We start from the raw sequence: 20,503 nt of genomic DNA, 5'->3' as shown, positions 1-20,503 counted from the left end.
TTATTATATATATTGAACTCCATTAATCTTTGCTATAGTCATACCGTAATTAGTTATAGGTATATTCTGCTCTTCGCATATTCTTATTCTATTTAAAATATGTTTTCTAGTACCCATGCATCCTCCGCAATGTATAACCAAATCATATTTCGATAAATCATTTGGAAAATCATTACCTGCAACATAATCTATATCAAATTCAAAACCAAATTTATTTTTTAATAAATTTGGAATTTTTACTCTGCCTATATCTCCTTCCAATGGTATATGAGTACAGCTTTCTGCTATTAATATTTTACTGTCCTTTGTTAAATTATCTATAAAATCAGCACCTTTTTTATAGATTTTCTCATCTCCTTTATAACGTGCAAAAAGAACTGAAAAAGAAGTTAATAAACTTTCTTTAGGTTTTAATTTTTCTACCTCTTTAAAAACCTGGGAATCTGTTATTATTACTTTAGGTGCTTTGCTTAATGCTTTTAATGCATTTTCAAACTTATCAAATGTCGAAGCAATTATCACAGCTTTATTATCCAAAATATCTCTTATAGTTTGAACTTGAGGAAGAATAAGTCTGCCTTTAGGAGCTTGAATATCCTGTGGCATAACAAGCATTACTATATCATCCTCTTTTATTATATGTCCTGTTATACTTATTTCTTCTGTTTTTGGAATCGTTAATTTTATAGCATCAATTAATTTATCTATATTAATTTTATTATAAGCACTTATTGAAACAGTTTCTAAATTAAAAATTTCTTTTATATTTTGTTCTATATTTTTATAATCAGCATTTAAATCTATTTTATTTAAAACTGCTATAATTGGTATCTCTAAACTTTCAAGTTTATTTTTCCATTTAAGCTCTAATGAATAATCATTATTTATAAAACTAGCATCAAAAACAAATAAAGCTATATCAGATGACTCCATTATTTTTTTTGTTCTTTCTATTCTTAAAGCTCCAAGCTCTCCATCATCATCAAAGCCTGCAGTGTCAACAATAGTACATGCACCTATACCATTTATTTCTATAGCTTTTTTAACCGGATCAGTAGTTGTTCCTGCAGTATTGGAAACTATTGCTATATACTGATTGGCAATAGCATTTATAATACTAGATTTACCTGCATTTCTTCTTCCAAATATTGCAATATGAGTTCTATTTGAATTTGGTGTATCATTCATATTTTTTCACACATCCTATTTATAAATAAAATTAATTCAGTTTTCTTAATCATTACAAACAATTAAGAAAACTGAATAAATTATAAAATGAGTAACCCTAAATTAAAATTTAAAATCTCTTCTTCCCTCGTCTATGCCTTTTAAAGAATCTACTAATTTAGCCTTTACCTTTTCATTAGGTACTTTCTCTATTTCATTTATTATAACTTTATCTATAGATTTTTTAGTTTCTTCTTTAGCATAATCATTCTCATATTCTTTTAAAGTTATTATAGCATTAGCCTGACAGAAATTTTTTATTTGTCCGCTTTTAGCAAATGCCATGAATCTGTCACCTGTTCTTCCCTCTCTATAACAAGCAGTACAGAAGCTAGGAAGATAATCTATATCAGAAAGCCATTTTATAATATCATCAAGAGAACGGTTATCAGAAATTTCAAACTGTTTGGAGTTTTCTTCTTCCTCTTCAACATATCCTCCAACGCTTGTTCTTGATCCTCCACTTATTTGAGAAACTCCAACTTCCAAAACTTCTTCTCTTGATTTCTGACTCTCTCTTGTAGAAACTATTATTCCAGTATAAGGAACAGCTATTCTTAAAACAGCAACTATCTTTTTGAATAAGCTATCAGTAATAGCATTATGAAAATTTTTCACATCAACATCATCAGCAGGTCTTATTCTAGGTACACTTATAGTATGAGGTCCGCATCCAAAAGTATCTTCCAAATGTTTAGCATGATAAAGCATAGCAGTAAAATCATATTTATAATTATAAAGCCCAAATAATACACCTATACCAACATCATCAATTCCGCCTTCCATAGCTCTGTCCATTGCCTCAGTATGATATTCATAATTACTTTTTGGGCCGCTTGGATGAACTTTTTCATAAGTAGGTTTATGATAAGTTTCTTGGAATAATACATAAGTACCAATACCGGCATCTTTTAACTTTTTATAATTCTCTACAGTAGTTGCTGCAATATTAACATTAACTCTTCTAATTGCTCCGTTTTTATGCTTAATGCTGTATATTGTTTTTATAGATTCTAGTAAATATTCCATACTAGCATAATCAGGATCTTCTCCTGTTTCTAATGCAAGTCTTTTATGTCCCATATCCTGCAATGCTATAACTTCAGCTCTAATCTCATCTTGAGTTAATTGCTTTCTAGCTATATGTTTATTTTTGGCATGATAAGGACAGTAAACGCATCCATTAATACAATAATTTGATAAATAAAGAGGAGCAAATAAAACTATTCTTTTACCATATATTTCTAATTTTATTTTCTTTGCTATTTCAAACATCTCATTTTCAGCATCTTTATCATCGCAAAGAAGTAAAGCTAATGCCTCATTAGGTTCAAGCCCTTTCATCTCTTTAGCTTTATCCAATATATCTCTTATATTGTAATTTCCGCTTTCTACTTGAGATATAGTTTTTAAAATTTCTTCATCATTAATAAATTCATTTGCATTTCTTGATTTAGAATCGTACTTAAATAAAGTAGTTGAAGACATAATATAAACTCCTAATAATTAAACTTATAATATTATAGTTTTTACTTTTTGTTTGCATAAAGTGCTTTAGCAGAAACACCTTTAAGCATACCAAGTTTACCTGTTAAACTATTAATTTTATCATTAGGAGCATTTAAGACTATGCTGATTATATTTATATTCTCTTCTCTATAAGGAATTCCCATCCTTCCTATAATAAAATCACTGTAATCATGCAAAATTTCATTAACTTTTGAAACATTTTCTGTTTCTTCAACTATTATACCAACAACAGCGATTCTATTATTTTCCATAAACTAATAAATCAGATTAATATAAATTTTAAATAAATTCCTTCATGATAAACATTAACAGTTATTCATTTAGGCTGATAATATTATAATAATTATTTTTAATTTGTAAATAGTATTAATAAAAATTTAACAAAATATATTATTTTTCTATTCTAAAGAAACTCATAACAGACTGAAGCTCTTTAGCATCATCATATAAAGCAAGCGAAGAAGCTGTGGACTGTTCAACTAAGGCAGCATTCTCCTGTGTAATAGAATCCATTTCCATTACAGCTTTATTTACTTGTGATACTCCTGATTGCTGTTCCAATGCTGCTGAACTAATATCTTTAATAATATTTGCTGTTTCATCTATTTCGCCTTTAATACTCATAAAAAGCTCTTCCTGACTTTCTACTATCTTATTAGCTTTATTAATTTTTTCATATACTTGATTTACCAATTCTGTTATATCTTTTGCTGAATCCTGACTGCTTTGTGCCAAACTTCTTACTTCGCTGGCTACTACAGCAAAACCTTTACCTTGATCTCCGGCTCTTGCTGCTTCTACTGCCGCATTTAAAGCTAATATATTAGTTTGGAAAGCTATACCCTCTATAACTTTAATAATATCTTTAATCTTTTCACTATCAGCATTAACTTCATTCATACTTCTAACTGTTTCAGATACTATGGATGTTGCATTATCTATTGATGCTCTGCAGTGAGTCATCATCTCATTACCTTTTACAGAATTATTTGTAGCCATAGATATAGCTGAAGCTATTTCTTCCATAGAAGAAGCTGTTTCTTCAAGGTTAGCTGCTGTATTTTCTGATCTTCTTGATAAATCTTTATTACCTGCTGCCAAATTATTTGCTGCTAATGACATTTTGTCTGCATTATGTAAAGTTGTTTCTATTATTTCTATAAGTTTTATGCGCATAGAAGTAAATGATCTTGATAATACACCTAACTCATCTTTTCTATTCAAAGCTTTTCTATTAGTTACAAGCCTTCCTTCCTCTATTTCTTTTGCTTCTTCAACTATAATATTTAAAGGTTTTATTATGCTTCTAGTAAATAGGAAAACAACCAATGTCATAAGAAGCATAGATATTATACCTATTATTGTACTTATACCTATAATAGATTTATTAACTTCATAAATCTCTTCTTCATCCATAGCATAAGCTACTATCCAAGGATGTATCTTCATTTTCTTATAATAACCAGCTCTAATATGATTATTAAACGAATATTTTAATTCTCCCTCTAAACTTCCAGATTTAAATATAGTATCATATTCTTGAGGAGCATCTTTATCTATTTCATTAGGATCTGTATCCATTACAACTTTAAGCTGATCATTAACAGCAACTATTCTTCCGCTTCTTCCTAATTTTATATTACTGAAATAATTCTGATATATTATAGATGATCTAACTATCAATACTAAATAACCTATAATATTATTTTCAAAATCTAATATCTGAGTACCAATAGATACTGTATATTCTCCTGTATCTGCTGATTTTCTCATATTATTTCCTATAGCATATTCTTCACCTGCTTTTAATTTATTCCACATACATGGTCTAAATTTAGCCATACTTTGCCCTGTTAACTCATTTTTTTTATCCAATAAAATATCGCCTTCAATACCTACAACATATATATTTTCTAAATACTCATTTCTTTTTATAAACAAATTTAAATCAATCAAGCCTAATCTCTTATAATTTTCATCTCTATTAATAAGATAATTCCTAATATTAGAACTGCTTGAATAAGCTACAGATACCATAACTTGAGCATTTAATATAGAATTAAATAAATTAGCATACCCTTCTACCGTATTTTTAAAACCTGTATCTATACTTTCTGTTATTCCCTTATTTGAAAAAAACACAGATGCACTTAGTAAAAAAACTAACATTATTATAGCCATAAAACTAATAGTTATTGGCATTTTAAAAGATAGGCTGCTAAATTTACTCATACTTCAAACTCCCAGATATTTAGATATTTACAAAGATAAATACGAAAATAACAATAGAATTTATAATAATAGATAGTATAGTAAAAACTATTAGAATTGTCAATTAAATAATATAAGATGTATTAATAATTACAATATTGATAATATTATGTATAAACAATATTATATAAAGTATTTATATACATAATATTATCATTATATTATAATTTTTTAACTACTTTTCTATTCTAAAGAAACTCATAACAGACTGAAGCTCTTTAGCATCATCATATAAAGCAAGCGAAGAAGCTGTGGACTGTTCAACTAAGGCAGCATTCTCCTGTGTAATAGAATCCATTTCCATTACAGCTTTATTTACTTGTGATACTCCTGATTGCTGTTCCAATGCTGCTGAACTAATATCTTTAATAATATTTGCTGTTTCATCTATTTCGCCTTTAATACTCATAAAAAGCTCTTCCTGACTTTCTACTATCTTATTAGCTTTATTAATTTTTTCATATACTTGATTTACCAATTCTGTTATATCTTTTGCTGAATCCTGACTGCTTTGTGCCAAACTTCTTACTTCGCTGGCTACTACAGCAAAACCTTTACCTTGATCTCCGGCTCTTGCTGCCTCTACTGCCGCATTCAAAGCTAATATATTAGTTTGGAAAGCTATACCCTCTATAACTTTAATAATATCTTTAATCTTTTCACTATCAGCATTAACTTCATTCATACTTCTAACTGTTTCAGATACTACAGATGTTGCATTCTCTATAGACTCTTTACAGTGAGTCATCATCTCATTACCTTTTACAGAATTATTTGTAGCCATAGATATAGCTGAAGCTATTTCTTCCATAGAAGAAGCTGTTTCTTCAAGGTTAGCTGCTGTATTTTCTGCTTTATGAGCCAAATCTTTATTTCCTATAGCAAGACTATTAGCAGCCTGAGACATTTTATCTGCATTATGTAAAGTTGTTTCTATTACTTCTATAAGTTTATATTTCATATCATGGAAAGAATGAGATAATTCTCCAAGTTCATCTTTTCTATTTAATTTTCTATTATGTATGACAAGCCTTCCAGATGCTATTTCTTTAGCTTCTTCAACTACAATGTTTAAAGGTTTTATTATACTTCTAGTAAATAGGAAAACAACTAATGTCATAAGAAGCATAGATATTATGCCTATAATAACACTAGTTATAACTATAGATTTATTTATCTCATAAATTTCTTCCTGATCCATAGCATAAGCTACTATCCAAGGCTGAACAGTCATTTTTTTATAAAAGCCCTCTCTAATATGATTATTGGCACTATAACGTATATCCCCTGATACAGAACCGCTTTTTATTATATTATCATATTCACTTGGAGCCTTCTTATTTATTTCTTTTGGATCAGTATCCATTATAACCATAGATTTATCATTTACAGTTACTATTCTTCCGCTTCTTCCTAATTGTATATTGCTGAAATAATTGTCATATATAACCATTATTTTTATTATGGAAACTAAATATCCTATTAATTGATTATTATAATCAAGTATTCTCAAGCCTAAAGATATTGTAAGCTCTCCTGTAGCTGCCGATTCTTTAATTTCATTTCCGAAAGCAACATCAGCTCCAGCAAGCAATTTTTGCATCATATCTGGTCTAAGTTCCATAAAATTTCTGCCTATTAGTTTAGAATTTTTATCAAAAACTATTACACCATTAGTATTCATTATAGAAATATTTTCAATAAAATTATTGTTTTCTATAAATGAAGTTATATCTAGATTAACATTTCTAGTATAGGAATTACTCATATCTGATAGAAAATTCTTAATATTGGCACTGCTTGTATAGGCCTTATTTACCATTACTTGTGCATCCAATATAGAATCAAATAAATTTGCGTATCCTTCTACCGTATTTTTAAAGCCTGTATCTATACTTTGTGTTATTCCTTTATTTGAAAAAAACACAGAGGCACTTAATAAAAAACCTAACATTAAAACAGACATTAAACTAATAGTAATAGGCATTTTAAATGATAGACTATGAAATCTACTCATAATTTACTCCTAACATTATTTTTAGATAAAAAAGATTGATAAAATAAACAAAAACCTATATATGTAGTATATTCAAAAAAAAATAGTTGTCAAGAAAATAAAATTTTTTTGATTTTTTCACATTATTATTAATAGAAATGTATTAATTAAGCAATTATGTTAAATAAATTTACTATATATTCACAATTTTTATATTTATCTCTACAATATTGTAAATTATTCTATTATTATTTTTTAATGATGAATAATAAACTAATAAAAAAAATTGTAATAGAATATTGTCAATTTTTACAAATAAAAAAATATAGTTTACATCAGATTATTCTAATATATGCATATTAGTTACTATAAATTTCAAAAGGAGATTTTTTATTATATAAATAAATTATTAATGTTAGCAGCAATATTATTTATTATCTTTCTATACTAAAGAAATTGATAACTTGCTGTAAATGTTTAGCATCATTATATAATGACATAGAGGATGCTGTAGACTCTTCAACTAAAGCTGCATTTTCCTGAGTTAAAGTATCCATTTCTTCAACTGCTCTATTAACTTGAGATACACCTTCTTTTTGTTCTACTGCTGCCTCAGTAATACTTTTTATTGTATCCGCTGTTTCTTCTATCTGTTCTTTTATTCCTACAAATAATTGTTCCTGACTTCCTACTATCTGATTTGCTCTATTAATTTTTTCATATACTTGATTTATTAATTCTGTTATATCTTTAGCTGAATCTTGGCTGCTTTGTGCTAAACTTCTAACTTCGCTTGCAACTACAGCAAAACCTTTACCTTGATCTCCGGCTCTTGCTGCCTCTACTGCCGCATTAAGAGCTAATATGTTAGTTTGAAATGCTATTCCTTCAATTACTTTAATAATGTTTTTTATTTTTTCACTATCAGCATTAACTTCGCTTATACTTTTTACAGTCTCTTCTACTACTGAAGCCGCATTCTCTATAGCAATTTTACAATCATTCATCATTTCATTTCCTTTTACAGAATTATTAATCGATACAGTGATTGCAGCAGCTATTTCTTCCATAAATGATCCTGTCTCCTCTAGATTTCCAGCAGTACTTTCCGCTTTCTCTGCTAAATCTTTATTTCCTGTTGCAAGACTATTAGCAGCCTGAGCCATTCTATTAGATTCATTTAAAGAAGTTTCTATTATTTCTATAAGTTTATATTTCATATTATGGAAAGAACGGGATAGTTCTCCAATTTCATCATTTCTATTAACTTTTCTTCCATGCATAATGAGTCTGCCTGACTCTATTTCTTTCGCTTCCTCAACTACTATTCTAAGAGGTTTTGTAATCCTTCTTGCATACATAAACACAAATACAACTAAAATAATTATAGAAATAACAGTGACTAAAATACTTATCAATACTGTAGTTCTTACCTGTTCAAATATTTCATCTTCATTCATAGCATAAGTTACTATCCAAGGCTGAACATTCATTTTCTTGTAGTATCCCATTCTAATGATATTTCCATTTTTATAGCTGTATGGTCCTTCACCAGAAGCATTATTAAATATATTTTTATATTCAGCAGGTGCAGGCTTATTAATATTAGCAGGATCCATATCCATAGTAACTACAAAATTCTCATTAACAGCAACTATCCTTCCAGTTTTTCCTAATTTAACTTTTGAAAAATAATTATCATGTATAACAGATCCTTTTACTGTAGTTACTAAATAACCTATTGTATTATTGGTAAAATCTGTAATTATAGAACCAACACCCAATGTTATTTCACCTGAAACAGGGGATTCTCTAGGACTTCCAAATGCAACTTTTTCTCCTTTTGAAAGCTTAGCCCATAAATGAGGTCTTATATCTGCCATATTCCTATTTTTTAAAGCTTCTGATGTAGTTAGTAAAACATTTCCATTTATATCTGTTAAATAAATACTTTCTACATAGCTATTTTTTCCTATAAAATTAGTCATATCTCTTCCGCTATATCCGCTATAAATATCATCTCTAAAAATCATATAGTTTCTGATATTAGCATCACTTGCATAAGAATTAGCAAGAAGCATTTGTGCCTCTGTTAAAGCATCTAATAAATAAGCATACCCCTCAACTGTATTTCTAAATCCAACATTTATAGATTCTGTAATGCCTCTGCTTGAAAAAAATAATGAAATTACTAAGAGTACAATTATTATTAAACCGCTTATAAAACTTATAGATAAAGGCAATTTAAATGCTAAGCTATTTAACTTCTTCATAATAAAAATCCCCTTAATAATTATAGAATATATTTTTTATACAATATATTCTATAATATAGTAAAATTTATTAACATTGTCAAATTATACCTTATAATTACTATTTTCAACAAAAATAAATATATATAAACAAAATAACTATATACATTGTTCAATTTGACTATTTATAAGTTTACTGTAGAATATGATACATGGAAAAAATTATCAGAAGAACTGCATTAACTATAATATATATATTATTATCTTCTTTAATAGTGCTGTCAATTATATTCATACCAAAAGGATATAATTTTTATAAATACTGCAAAGAGTATATCAATAAACCTTTTTCAGAAACTGAACTTCGTACTAATGAAGAAAGAGCTTTAAAAATATACGATAGAAACTCAATACTAATATCAACAATATTTCCAGAGCATGGCGGTTTTTTTGAGGAAGTAAAATATAATGATTTATCTACGAATTTAATAAATGCTGTTGTAAGTGCTGAGGACAAAAATTTCTTTAATCATAAAGGCATAGATTATAAAGCAATAATAAGAGCATTTTTATCAAATCTTATAAGCGGTAAAGTAGTATCAGGAGGAAGTACAATAACTCAGCAGCTTGCCAAAAATATTATTCCACGTGAAAGAACATATATAAATAAATTTTATGAAGCATTAGATGCGATAAGATTAGAAAGAAATCTCACAAAAGAGCAAATAATTACAGAATATTTAAATAGAGTATTTTTTGGAAATAACTGTTATGGTGTAGGTGCAGCAAGCGATTTATACTTTCATAAAAAAGCAAAAGATTTGAATAATAATGAATCTGCAATGCTTGCTTCTATAATAAAATCAGGTACAAAATTCAATCCATATAAATATGAAGAAAGATTAAAATCAAGAAGAATATATGTACTTGGAGAAATGAAAAATAATAACTTTATAACAGAAGAAAATTATAATAAATACACAAATGAAAAAATTAAAATTTTTGATGATAAAGAAAAATACACTTTCAAAGCTCCGCATTTTACAATGTATGCAAAAGAATCATTAGAACAATTAAAATATACCGGAGTAACAGAATTAAGAACAACATTAGATTATAATATGCAAAAGGAAGCCGTATTAGTTATAAGCAATTCAAGTCAGTCGCTTCATACATTTAATGTAAGAAATATATCCTGTGTAATACTCAATGCCAAAACAGGAGAAGTACTTTCAATGATAGGATCTATGGATTACTTTGATGCTGAAACTCATGGAGCTGTTAATGGAGCTACTGCATTAAGACAAGCTGGAAGTACTTTAAAACCTTTTATGTATGCATATTTATTTGATAAAGGAGAATCCCCTGCTTCTGTTATAGCCGATATAAAAACTCATATAAATTCACCCGGCGGAGATTATATACCAGAAAATTTCGATCATAAATACAGAGGTCCTGTTACCATAAGAGATGCATTAGCAAATTCTCTTAATATACCAGCAGTTAAATGGCTTGCTAGATATAGTATCAAAGATTTCCAAAATATACTTTTGAAATCCGGATTAAGTTCTATAGATAAAAATCCTGATTATTATGGTTATTCTTTAGTTTTAGGAAGTGCTGAAGTGCGTTTAATAGATTTAGCTTCAGCATATACTATATTTCCAAATTCAGGAACTTTTATAAACAATTATTCTATAACCTCATTAAAAAAAGCTAACGGAGAAGTTATAAGATTACCTAAAAAAACTACAAGAAAAGTAATATCTGAAGAAAGTGCATATTTAATAACAAGTATATTATCTGATAGAAATGCAAGAATGGGTTCATTTAGAAGTTATAAAGGAATAGTTTATCCTTTCTCTATTGCAATAAAGACAGGTACTTCAAAAGGTTCAAGAGATGCTTGGGCTATAGGTTATACAAAAGATTATATAGTTGGTATTTGGTTAGGTGATTTTGCAGGAAGCGAGATGATTAATATAACAGGAGGAAACGGAGCTGTTCCTATACTTTATGATTTATTTACTATGCTAAATAAAAGTCAGAAAGAAACTAAATGGGATAAACCAGATACTATAATAAAAAGAGAAATTTGTCTTATAAGCGGAAAACTTAGAGGAGAGTTCTGCAAAGAAACTAGAATGGAAGAGTTTTCTCATATAAACGTACCAAAAGAAGAATGCGATGTGCATAATCTATATATAAAAACCAATTATGATGGTTCTATTAGTGAAAAAGTTTTTGTAAATCTTCCAAGTGAATATAATGGCTGGATTAGAGAACAGCAAATAGAACGCCCTACTGCAGAATGGACAAAAGTTAATAATATATATGCATATAATAGAATGAAAAACACTATCAATAATCAAAACAGTAATTTAGAAAATCGTGCTGATAATATTACAGAAAATATTGATAATATAGAAAATAATTTTGCATACAATTCAAGAGAAATACCTCAAATGAATTTAAATGCAGTAAATACACCTTTGGCATCATATGATAGAAATATTAACAATAATCAAAATAATAATATAAAAGAAAGGCTTTCAATAAAAGAACCTACTGATAACTCAGTATATAAAATAGATTCTACACTTCCTATAGAATATCAAAATATATTTATATCTTCATATATACCAAAAAATGTTGTAAGTGCTAATTTATACTGCAATAAAGAAATAATAGCAGATCTTGATGATTTGAAAAAAGAGTATATAAGATGGAATTTAAAACATGGTGATTATTCTTTCTATATAGAAGCAAAAACAGATGAAGGTAAAATCATTAAAAGTTCAACTGTAAAAATATATGTACAGTAAAAAAAAATAGTATTGATAATTTTAATAATACCGTTAATATTAATAGTATAATATGATTTATCAATGGAGTTATCTATGTTGAATAAAAAAATTATCTCTATATCATTAATGCTTTCTATAGCTTTTACCTTGCAGTCAGCTTATAAAACAAATCAATATATGAAAGTTGTAGATGTAAAAGGAAGAGTAAAAATATCATCTCAAAAAGCTATAGTTAAACCTGCACAAAATGGTGATTTATTATTCAGCAAAGATAATATTTCTACAGAACAAAATTCTTCTCTTACTTCATATTTGGAAAGTAATAACATTTTTAAAGTAAAAGAAAATTCATCATTAAATATTGATGAGTCTTATGACAGAACAGGAAATACAAAATTGCATTTAAATAAAGGAGATTTTTTAATTGCATCTTCATCTAATGCTAAACCTGATTCCATTATAGTTTCAACTTCAAATGCCAATATTAAAGTATCAGGCATAGCAGCTGTAACATATAATGACGGAAATACAAAAGCACAATTTTTATATGGAGACGGAGAAATAAACGGCACTAAGGTTAATCAATTTATGGAAGCTAATATAGATAATTCAAATAAACTATCTATAAAAAATATAGAATTTAATCAGGATTTAACTAATACTATAAATGAAATAACTTCAATGCCTTATGTTGAAACAGTTATTCCAGATAAAATAGATATTAATAATATTAAAAATCAGGTAAGTGCCGAAACTAATACTGTGGCAGAAATTACATATATAGATTATGTTGGTAATACTAATGAAAATAGAACTACATTTATTATTACTAATGAGATAAAAAGGTAATTTATAAAATCATTTTATATCGAAAAATTCCGATATACTATTTAGGATAATGAAAAATTTAAAGAGATTGAACATTGAGCAGTAAAACGATAGAATTTTATAAAATATTCAAATATTGTATTCCTTCTAATAAAGAAATAGCAAAAAAAGAAGAAGAAATATTAGAAAATATAATAAATATGTCTACTAAAGATATTACAGCCTATATGAGGCAGTATATTATAAAATTAACTTATTATCGTAAAAACTTTTTAGATGTAGAAACTGCAAATATTATATGTAAAATTCTACTAGAAATAAACTTTGTATTAAGAATACAGTATCTTGACTATTTAAAAGATAAAGAAAATAATACATTAAAAAATGATGATTATGATGTCAACAATTTATCTAAAATACTTCAGCTTCTAATATCAGAAATAGCTGTGATAATATCTACAAAAGAATATGAAACAAATAATATGTTTAATGATTCAGATGCTTTAAAATCTGATACTACAATAGGACATAGCATCAGAGTATTTATTATGATAATTGAAGCAACAAATTTCTTTAATAAGAAACTTAATCAAGGTGCTGCAAATAAAATGAGAATTGACTTCAAAAAGACATATTATAAATACTCAGAAAGAATATATCAAAGATATAATTTAATTAATAGCGTAAATACACTAGATTCAAATGTAAAATTAGGCGTAAGGAAAATAGAAAACAATACTATTGTAGAAACTGCTATAGGAGTATTAATGCATGATATTTCTTTAGATAAAGAAAAAGATTATGTACCTATACAAAATGAAGAAAAAGATAATCATTCTATAAAAGACTATGGTTTTGCTAAATACTTTATGAGAGGAAATGAAGGTGTTGCATTGACTGTATCTTTACATCATGAATATTATAGTCATGGCTATGGACTTTTCACAGAATTATATAAAGCAGTATTGAGAAGAAATCCTAATCATAAAATAGAATATATAGTATCATATGACTACAAAGATGTATTAACATTGCAAAGCCTTACATATCTTCCTGCAAAAATGCTTGAAGTAATTGATGTTTATGATACTCTCACAAAAAGTATGAATAAATCCCCAAAAGAAGCTATATCATTTATGACAGAAAATTTCTTGGAAAAAGAAATAATGCTTGATCCTATAATTACAGATATATTTATAGAATATTTAAGAGATATAAAGAGAATAAAAATATAATTATTAAAAATAGCTTTTAATAATTTCTTTTATACCTTCTTTATCTAATTTATAAATTTTCAAAAGCTGATTTCTTGTAGCAACTTCAAAAAATTTATCAGGCAAAGCATGAATTTTTACACTCTTATATATATCATTATCAGACATTAATTCTAATATAGAACTTCCAATTCCGCCTTTTTTAATACTTTCTTCAATAATTAAAATTTTATCAGATTTTCTAATCATACTTAAAATAGTCTCTTCATCAAGAGGTTTTAAAGTAGAAAGATTTAATATGGAACAATCAGAATTAAGTTCATCTACAGCATCAACTATATCAATAAGTGTAGGACCATAACTTATTATAAGATTATTTTGTTTATTAGATTCTCTTACAATATGAGCATGTCCTATCTCAAAATTATCAGATACAATATTTGCTTTTAATTCTCTTACGGCTGATTTATTATATCTCATAACTGTAGGACCTTTATATTCTAAAGACTTTTTTACCATATCTTTAAAATCTTTTTCTCCTACAGGGGCCATAATTGCTATATTAGGTATGATCCTTAAAAAAGATACATCAAATACACCCTGATGAGTATCTCCGTCTTCAGGAACAAGCCCTGCCCTATCTATCATAAGTTTAACATTAGCATTCATTATACCAATATCATGTATAACCTGATCATATCCTCTTTGAAGAAATGTAGAATATAAACATACAAAAGGTATTATACCATTTTCAGAAAGCCCAACCGCAAAAGTAATTGCATGTTGTTCTGCTATACCAACATCAAAAAATCTGTCTTTAAAAATTTTCGCATATTCAGTTAAACCTGTACCGGATTCCATGGCAGCTGTTATAGCAACAACATTTTTATTTTCTTCAGCTGCTTTAATTATGCATTCACCAGCAAGATTAGAGAAAGTTTTTGATGAAGATTTATTTTTTAATTCACCTGTTTCAATATCAAAAGGACCTATTCCATGAAATTTAGCAGGATTTTCTTCGGCTATCTTGTATCCTTTACCTTTGATAGTATTAACCTGAACCAATCTTGGACCTCTTATAGATTTCACTTTCTGAAAAGTACTTATTAAATCTTCAAAATTATGACCATCTACAGGGCCAAAATATTTAAAACCCATTTCCCTGAAAGCTATTCCAGGAGCAACGAAAGTTCTAATAGCTCCTTTTCCTCTATCTATAAATTCATTAGCAATATCTCCAAAAGGCAAAGTAGATACAAGTCCCCTAACCTTTTCTGATGCTTCCTGAACTAAACTATCATTTAATGTAGTATTTAAAAATTTAGATACAGCCCCTATATTTTTACCGATAGACATTTCATTATTATTCAATACTATTATTATATCTGTATTGGTATGGGCAATATTATTCATAGCTTCCAATGCCATTCCCCCAGTCATAGCACCATCTCCGATAATAGCTATAACATCTCCTCTAAGTCCAAGAAGCTCTTTAGAACATGCAAGTCCGTATGCAAATGATAATGAAGTAGATGAATGTCCTGTTTCTTCAATATCATGCTCAGATTCTATTCTTTTAGGAAAACCGGATATACCTCCATAAGTTCTTAAAGTGTTGAATTTATCTTTTCTTCCTGTGAGAATTTTATGAGTATATGACTGATGCCCTACATCGAATATAAAAGCATCTTTAGGCGAATCAAATAAATAATGCAGTACTATAGTTAAATCTACTACTCCTAAATTGCTTCCTAAATGCCCGCCTGTATTAGACACATTATTTATTAGAAATTCCCTTATTTCTGAAGATAATGATTTTAATTGCTCTATATCCAAATTTTTTATATCAGAAGGAGTATTAATAGATTCTAAGTACATACATAACCCTATAATTAAACTTATAGCCTCATATTATAATATAAAACATTTTATTTCAATATATCAAAAATATATAAATGACAAATTTATACTTGATTTTTTTAATATACATGATACAATCCTTTCAATTTATAAAGAATAGGATAAAAAATGAAAAACATATTTCTTAAATACAAGATAATTTTTTATTTGCACACCTATTCTATTTATTTAAATTTATGTATTTGGAATTTTTTAAAAAGGAATAAAGTTGTTATCTTTAACAATTTTATTCCTTTTTTTTATCCTGAATTACAATAAAACAATCAACTATTTTTTAAGGGAGAAATAATGAGAAACTTTATATCTATCAAAGAGTTATCAAAAGAGGAAGTTATTGAAGTATTAGATGTTGCTAAGGAGTTGGATAACGCTGATAGTAAAGAAAGAAGAAAGATTATGGACGGAATGATAATGACAAGTATATTCTTCGAACCTTCTACAAGGACAAGATTATCATTCACATCCGCTGCTTATAGGTTGGGATGTAAAGAATTAGGATTCGACAACCCTGAACAAAGCTCTGTAAAAAAAGGAGAATCTTTGAGAGATACTATAATTATGGTTTCTGCATATTCAGATATTATAGTTATGAGGCATAGTATTGACGGAGCTGCTAAATTTGCTGAAGAGGTTACAAACTGTCCTATTATAAATGCCGGAGACGGTGCTAACGAACACCCTAGTCAAACTTTATTGGATTTATACACATTAAGAGAAGAATTAGGAACTATAGAGAATCAAAAAGTTGCTTTTGTAGGCGATACAAGATACGGAAGAACAGTTCACTCTTTAGTTGATGGTTTAATGATGTTTAATGGTCAGTTCTATTTTATATCTCCTGATGTTATACAAATACCTGATTATATATTAAAAGAATTAGATAATGCCAATATAAAATATAAAAAACTTAGTAATTATGAAGAAGTATTAAAAGAAATAGACTGTCTATATATGACTAGAGTACAAAGAGAAAGATTTGATGATATCAATGAATATGAAGAAGTAAAACATGCATTCAGAATATCAAAAGACAATATTGTTGGAAAATGTAAAGATGATATGATAATACTTCACCCTCTCCCAAGAGTTGATGAAATTAATATAGACTTAGATGATACAAAATATGCTAAATATTTTATTCAAGCTAGAAACGGCGTTCCTACAAGAATGGCTATGATGGCTTTGGCTACAGATGCTATAAAATCTAAGGTAAAAAGAAAAGAAATGAATTACGAAGTTGTTGAAAATAAAGAAGTAGTTTGTCCTAATAATAAATGCGTTACACATTTTGAAGAGACAAAAAATAGAGTTGTAAAAAAAGGTTATGGAGATTTCTGCTATTACTGTAACAGAGAAATAGGAAAATAAATTATTAGGTAAATTATGATAATAAAAAATGCTAAAATTGCAAATAATGACAAAATAGTATCTATAATAATAGAAAATGAAAAAATAAAAAATATAGATTATGATAATAATTTTGAAAAATATTTATCTGACAATAAAACAGATGATATAATAGATGCAAATTACAATTATGTGCTTTCAGGCATAATAGATCCTCATACGCATATGAGAGATCCAGGACTTACTCATAAAGAAGATTTTAATTCTGGAAGTAAAGCTTGTGCCAGAGGCGGTATTACAGTATTTTTGGATATGCCTAACACTATACCTAATACTATTTCAAAAGAAAATCTAATTGCTAAAAAATCTATGATGATTGGAAAATCTTATGTAGATTACGGCTTTCATTTTGGAGGAAGCAAAGCAGATAATAGTAATGATATAAAAAATATTATTAATGAAGCTGCATCAACAAAAATTTTCTTTAATGCTTCTACAGGAAATATGCTTGTAGAAGATGATAAAATATTAGAAAAATTATTTGAAGCATCAAAAATAGTTACCGTTCATGCTGAAGATAAAATGGTTGATAAGGCAATAAAAATAGCAAAAAATACTAATACTCCATTATATTTATGCCATTTATCACTTGAAAGCGAAATTGATTCATTAAGAAAAGCAAAAGACTCTGGAATGATAATTTACGGAGAAGCTACTCCTCATCATTTATTTTTGAATACTGAAGATGTTAATAAAAATGATAGAAATAAAATGCTCCTTAGAATGAAGCCTGAATTAAGAGAAAAGTCAGACAATAAAGCATTATGGGATGCTATATTAGACGGTACTATAGACACAATAGGAACGGATCATGCCCCTCATTTGATAAGTGAGAAATTAGAAAAACTTACTTTCGGAATTCCTTCTGCTGAACATTCGCTTGAGTTAATGCTCAAAAAAGTTAATGATAATACTATAAATTTAAAATTACTTACAAAAATTATGAGTGAAAAATCTGCTGAAATTTTCTCTATGAAAGATAAAGGCTTATTAAAAGAAAATTATGATGCCGATTTAGTAATAATAGATTTAAATGATAATTCAGAAATAGAAGAAAAAGATATAATCACTAAAGCAGGTTGGTCTCCTTATATAGGTTTCAAAAGAGGCGGAAAACTTTTAACTACTATAGTACGCGGAAATATAGTATACAATAATGGCAAATTCACTGATAATTTTATAGGAAAAGAAATAACTTATAGTAATTAAAGCAAGCCGAAGCCAGCTATTAACTTTACTCACTAGTTTATTATAGACGAAAGCGAGTATAACAATAATAATAATTTGTTATTGATTTTAATTTTTATACATTATAATATTTATTCTATTAAAAAATAATGAGAGGAATTCAAATGATAAAAATTAAAATCTTTATTGCTATTTTATCAAGTATTATAATTCTAAGCTGTTCTGCAAATAATAATACAGCAGAAACAACAACAATCACAGATTATTCAGACAAAAATAATTGGCTTAATATACCTTCAACATCAAATGAAGTAGATGTATTTTATCTATACCCTACAACTTGGGTAAGAGCAAATACAAATGACAGCATAGTATGCCCAATAGATTATAAACCAATTAGAAGCACAGTTACAAATTCAATGCTCGAACAAACAGGAATATTTGAAGAAGTTGGAAATGTGTATGCTCCTTTTTACAGACAGGCTGATGCTTTATATTTAATGAATACAAATAATAATATAACTAAAGAAGAACAGGATAAATATTTCTATTCTTCACCTAAAGAAGATGCAATAGCAGCATTCGATTATTATATTAAAAATTATAACAATGGAAAGCCATTCATATTAGCAGGGCATTCTCAAGGTGCTATGATGATAAAAGAAATATTAATTGACTATTTCAAAACAAATGAAAATTTAAAAAATAGAATGGTAGCAGCTTATATATTCGGATATTCTGTTACTCAAAAAGATTTAGATGAAAATCCTCATTTGAGATTTGCAAACAGTGAATATGATACAGGAGTAATAATTTCTTATAATACAGAAGCTCCAGATTTTAATGGATATAATCCATGTCTTCTTGAAGGAGCTATTTCAATAAATCCTATATCTTGGACATTGGACGAAACTTTAGCAACTAAAGAACAGAGTTTAGGAGCTAATATATCTCATAATTATGGAAATCCTGATGCTAATATAGTTACAAATTCAGGCAACCCTTCAAAGATAGCCGATGCTAAAGTTGATAAAGCAAGAGGAGTTATAAAATGCAGCACTATAAATCCTGATGATTTTTATGTGAGAGGCGTAGGAGTTTTTGAAAAAGGTGTTTACCATGTTTATGATATTGCTCTTTACTATTATGATTTAAAAGAAAATGTAAGAAAAAGAGTCGGAGCTTTTTGGAAATAATTATAAATGAATAAAAAATGGACAGGATAATATATCCTTTTATTATCCTGCCCGCAACATGGTTTATAAAATATAAATATACGAAATTGTCAAAATTAATTAGCTACAAACTCTTTACCCCTTTTATCTAAAACATTCAAACTTATAGCATTGAGTTTTACTGTTTCATAATTATCTATCTCTAATATTTCTACAACACCAATAACTTCTATCCAATCCTGAGGATTAGGTATATTACCTTTATAATCGAATTCAAAACCAGCAACCCCGTCATATCCGCAGCAGCCAGGACCATATCTGAATACAAAATTAAGTTTCTCGCCTGTTTCTTTATCAGTAAATCCGTCATATATTCCCTGCAATTTTATAAGCTTTCCTCTGTAATCTTCAGGATTTAAATAAACATCATTGCATTGATTAATAAACATTCTCTCTTTTATCTCTATTACATTATTCATATCAATTTTTGATGTATCTATTTTATCCTGTTTAAGCTCATTATCATTTTCAGAATTACTATCTATACCGCTGTAATCATATTTTTTCTGAGGTATATCCGCGTAATTTTTTTCTATATTAAACCAACCGTCATTGTATTCTTTTTTTGAACAATAAGAAAATGCCAATAATATAAAAAATAAAAACAATACTTTTTTCATACTATATT

General features: G+C 27.6%; 14 protein-coding genes. 6 read left to right on the top strand and 8 right to left on the bottom strand.

The genetic code is table 11. The features are described from left to right. Window positions 1–3 precede the first annotated feature (3 nt). The 6 genes from hydF to BHYOB78_RS04450 all read right to left on the bottom strand — a co-directional run bounded on the left by hydF (window position 4) and on the right by BHYOB78_RS04450 (window position 9,297). Window positions 4–1,188, bottom strand: coding sequence for a [FeFe] hydrogenase H-cluster maturation GTPase HydF (gene hydF / locus BHYOB78_RS04475; protein ID WP_020064341.1), 1,185 nt, complete (start codon window positions 1,186–1,188; stop codon window positions 4–6). Between the two features lie 102 nt (window positions 1,189–1,290). After that, window positions 1,291–2,715, bottom strand: a complete 1,425-nt coding sequence (gene hydG / locus BHYOB78_RS04470) for a [FeFe] hydrogenase H-cluster radical SAM maturase HydG (RefSeq protein WP_020064340.1) — start codon at window positions 2,713–2,715, stop codon at window positions 1,291–1,293. A 41-nt stretch (window positions 2,716–2,756) separates the two neighbouring features. Then, window positions 2,757–3,008: a TM1266 family iron-only hydrogenase system putative regulator gene (locus BHYOB78_RS04465; RefSeq protein WP_012669609.1), complete on the bottom strand. Its 252-nt coding sequence runs from the start codon at window positions 3,006–3,008 to the stop codon at window positions 2,757–2,759. A 139-nt stretch (window positions 3,009–3,147) separates the two neighbouring features. Then, window positions 3,148–4,989, bottom strand: coding sequence for a methyl-accepting chemotaxis protein (locus BHYOB78_RS04460; protein WP_065203217.1), 1,842 nt, complete (start codon window positions 4,987–4,989; stop codon window positions 3,148–3,150). Between the two features lie 214 nt (window positions 4,990–5,203). After that, a complete protein-coding gene (locus BHYOB78_RS04455; RefSeq protein ID WP_047115034.1) occupies window positions 5,204–7,045 on the bottom strand; it encodes a methyl-accepting chemotaxis protein in 1,842 nt (613 codons plus the stop codon). A 413-nt stretch (window positions 7,046–7,458) separates the two neighbouring features. Continuing rightward, window positions 7,459–9,297, bottom strand: a complete 1,839-nt coding sequence (locus BHYOB78_RS04450) for a methyl-accepting chemotaxis protein (protein WP_020064071.1) — start codon at window positions 9,295–9,297, stop codon at window positions 7,459–7,461. A gap of 191 nt (window positions 9,298–9,488) precedes the next feature. Here BHYOB78_RS04450 and pbpC point away from each other — a divergent pair, with 191 nt between their 5' ends. The 3 genes from pbpC (at window position 9,489) to BHYOB78_RS04435 (ending at window position 14,146) form a co-directional block, all read left to right on the top strand. Further along, window positions 9,489–12,101 (top strand): penicillin-binding protein 1C, encoded by a 2,613-nt coding sequence (gene pbpC, locus BHYOB78_RS04445; protein WP_020064072.1) that lies wholly within the window; start codon window positions 9,489–9,491, stop codon window positions 12,099–12,101. A 75-nt stretch (window positions 12,102–12,176) separates the two neighbouring features. Further along, entirely contained in the window at window positions 12,177–12,932 is a 756-nt protein-coding gene (locus BHYOB78_RS04440) for a FecR domain-containing protein (protein WP_012669605.1), read from the top strand. Between the two features lie 74 nt (window positions 12,933–13,006). After that, window positions 13,007–14,146: a hypothetical protein gene (locus tag BHYOB78_RS04435; RefSeq protein ID WP_012669604.1), complete on the top strand. Its 1,140-nt coding sequence runs from the start codon at window positions 13,007–13,009 to the stop codon at window positions 14,144–14,146. A 3-nt stretch (window positions 14,147–14,149) separates the two neighbouring features. Here BHYOB78_RS04435 and dxs read toward each other — a convergent pair whose 3' ends face one another. Next, window positions 14,150–16,003: a 1-deoxy-D-xylulose-5-phosphate synthase gene (gene dxs, locus BHYOB78_RS04430; RefSeq protein ID WP_012669603.1), complete on the bottom strand. Its 1,854-nt coding sequence runs from the start codon at window positions 16,001–16,003 to the stop codon at window positions 14,150–14,152. A 330-nt stretch (window positions 16,004–16,333) separates the two neighbouring features. Between dxs and pyrB the strand changes: the two genes are divergently transcribed. The 3 genes from pyrB (at window position 16,334) to BHYOB78_RS04415 (ending at window position 19,836) form a co-directional block, all read left to right on the top strand. Then, window positions 16,334–17,413: an aspartate carbamoyltransferase gene (pyrB, locus tag BHYOB78_RS04425; RefSeq protein WP_012669602.1), complete on the top strand. Its 1,080-nt coding sequence runs from the start codon at window positions 16,334–16,336 to the stop codon at window positions 17,411–17,413. 15 nt (window positions 17,414–17,428) lie between these two features. Continuing rightward, on the top strand, window positions 17,429–18,661 hold the full coding sequence (locus BHYOB78_RS04420; RefSeq protein WP_020064073.1) for a dihydroorotase: 1,233 nt from the start codon (window positions 17,429–17,431) through the stop codon (window positions 18,659–18,661). Between the two features lie 128 nt (window positions 18,662–18,789). After that, a complete protein-coding gene (locus BHYOB78_RS04415; protein WP_020064074.1) occupies window positions 18,790–19,836 on the top strand; it encodes a DUF3089 domain-containing protein in 1,047 nt (348 codons plus the stop codon). A gap of 95 nt (window positions 19,837–19,931) precedes the next feature. On the opposite strand, the gene BHYOB78_RS04410 is transcribed toward BHYOB78_RS04415, so the two are convergent. Then, on the bottom strand, window positions 19,932–20,495 hold the full coding sequence (locus tag BHYOB78_RS04410) for a TIGR03943 family putative permease subunit (RefSeq protein WP_020064075.1): 564 nt from the start codon (window positions 20,493–20,495) through the stop codon (window positions 19,932–19,934). Between the last annotated feature and the right edge of the window lie 8 nt (window positions 20,496–20,503).

The organism is Brachyspira hyodysenteriae ATCC 27164 (assembly GCF_001676785.2).
Classification (GTDB): domain Bacteria; phylum Spirochaetota; class Brachyspiria; order Brachyspirales; family Brachyspiraceae; genus Brachyspira; species Brachyspira hyodysenteriae.
The sequence above is the reverse complement of the archived record's forward strand: the minus strand, read 5'-3'. Positions and strand labels throughout refer to the sequence as shown.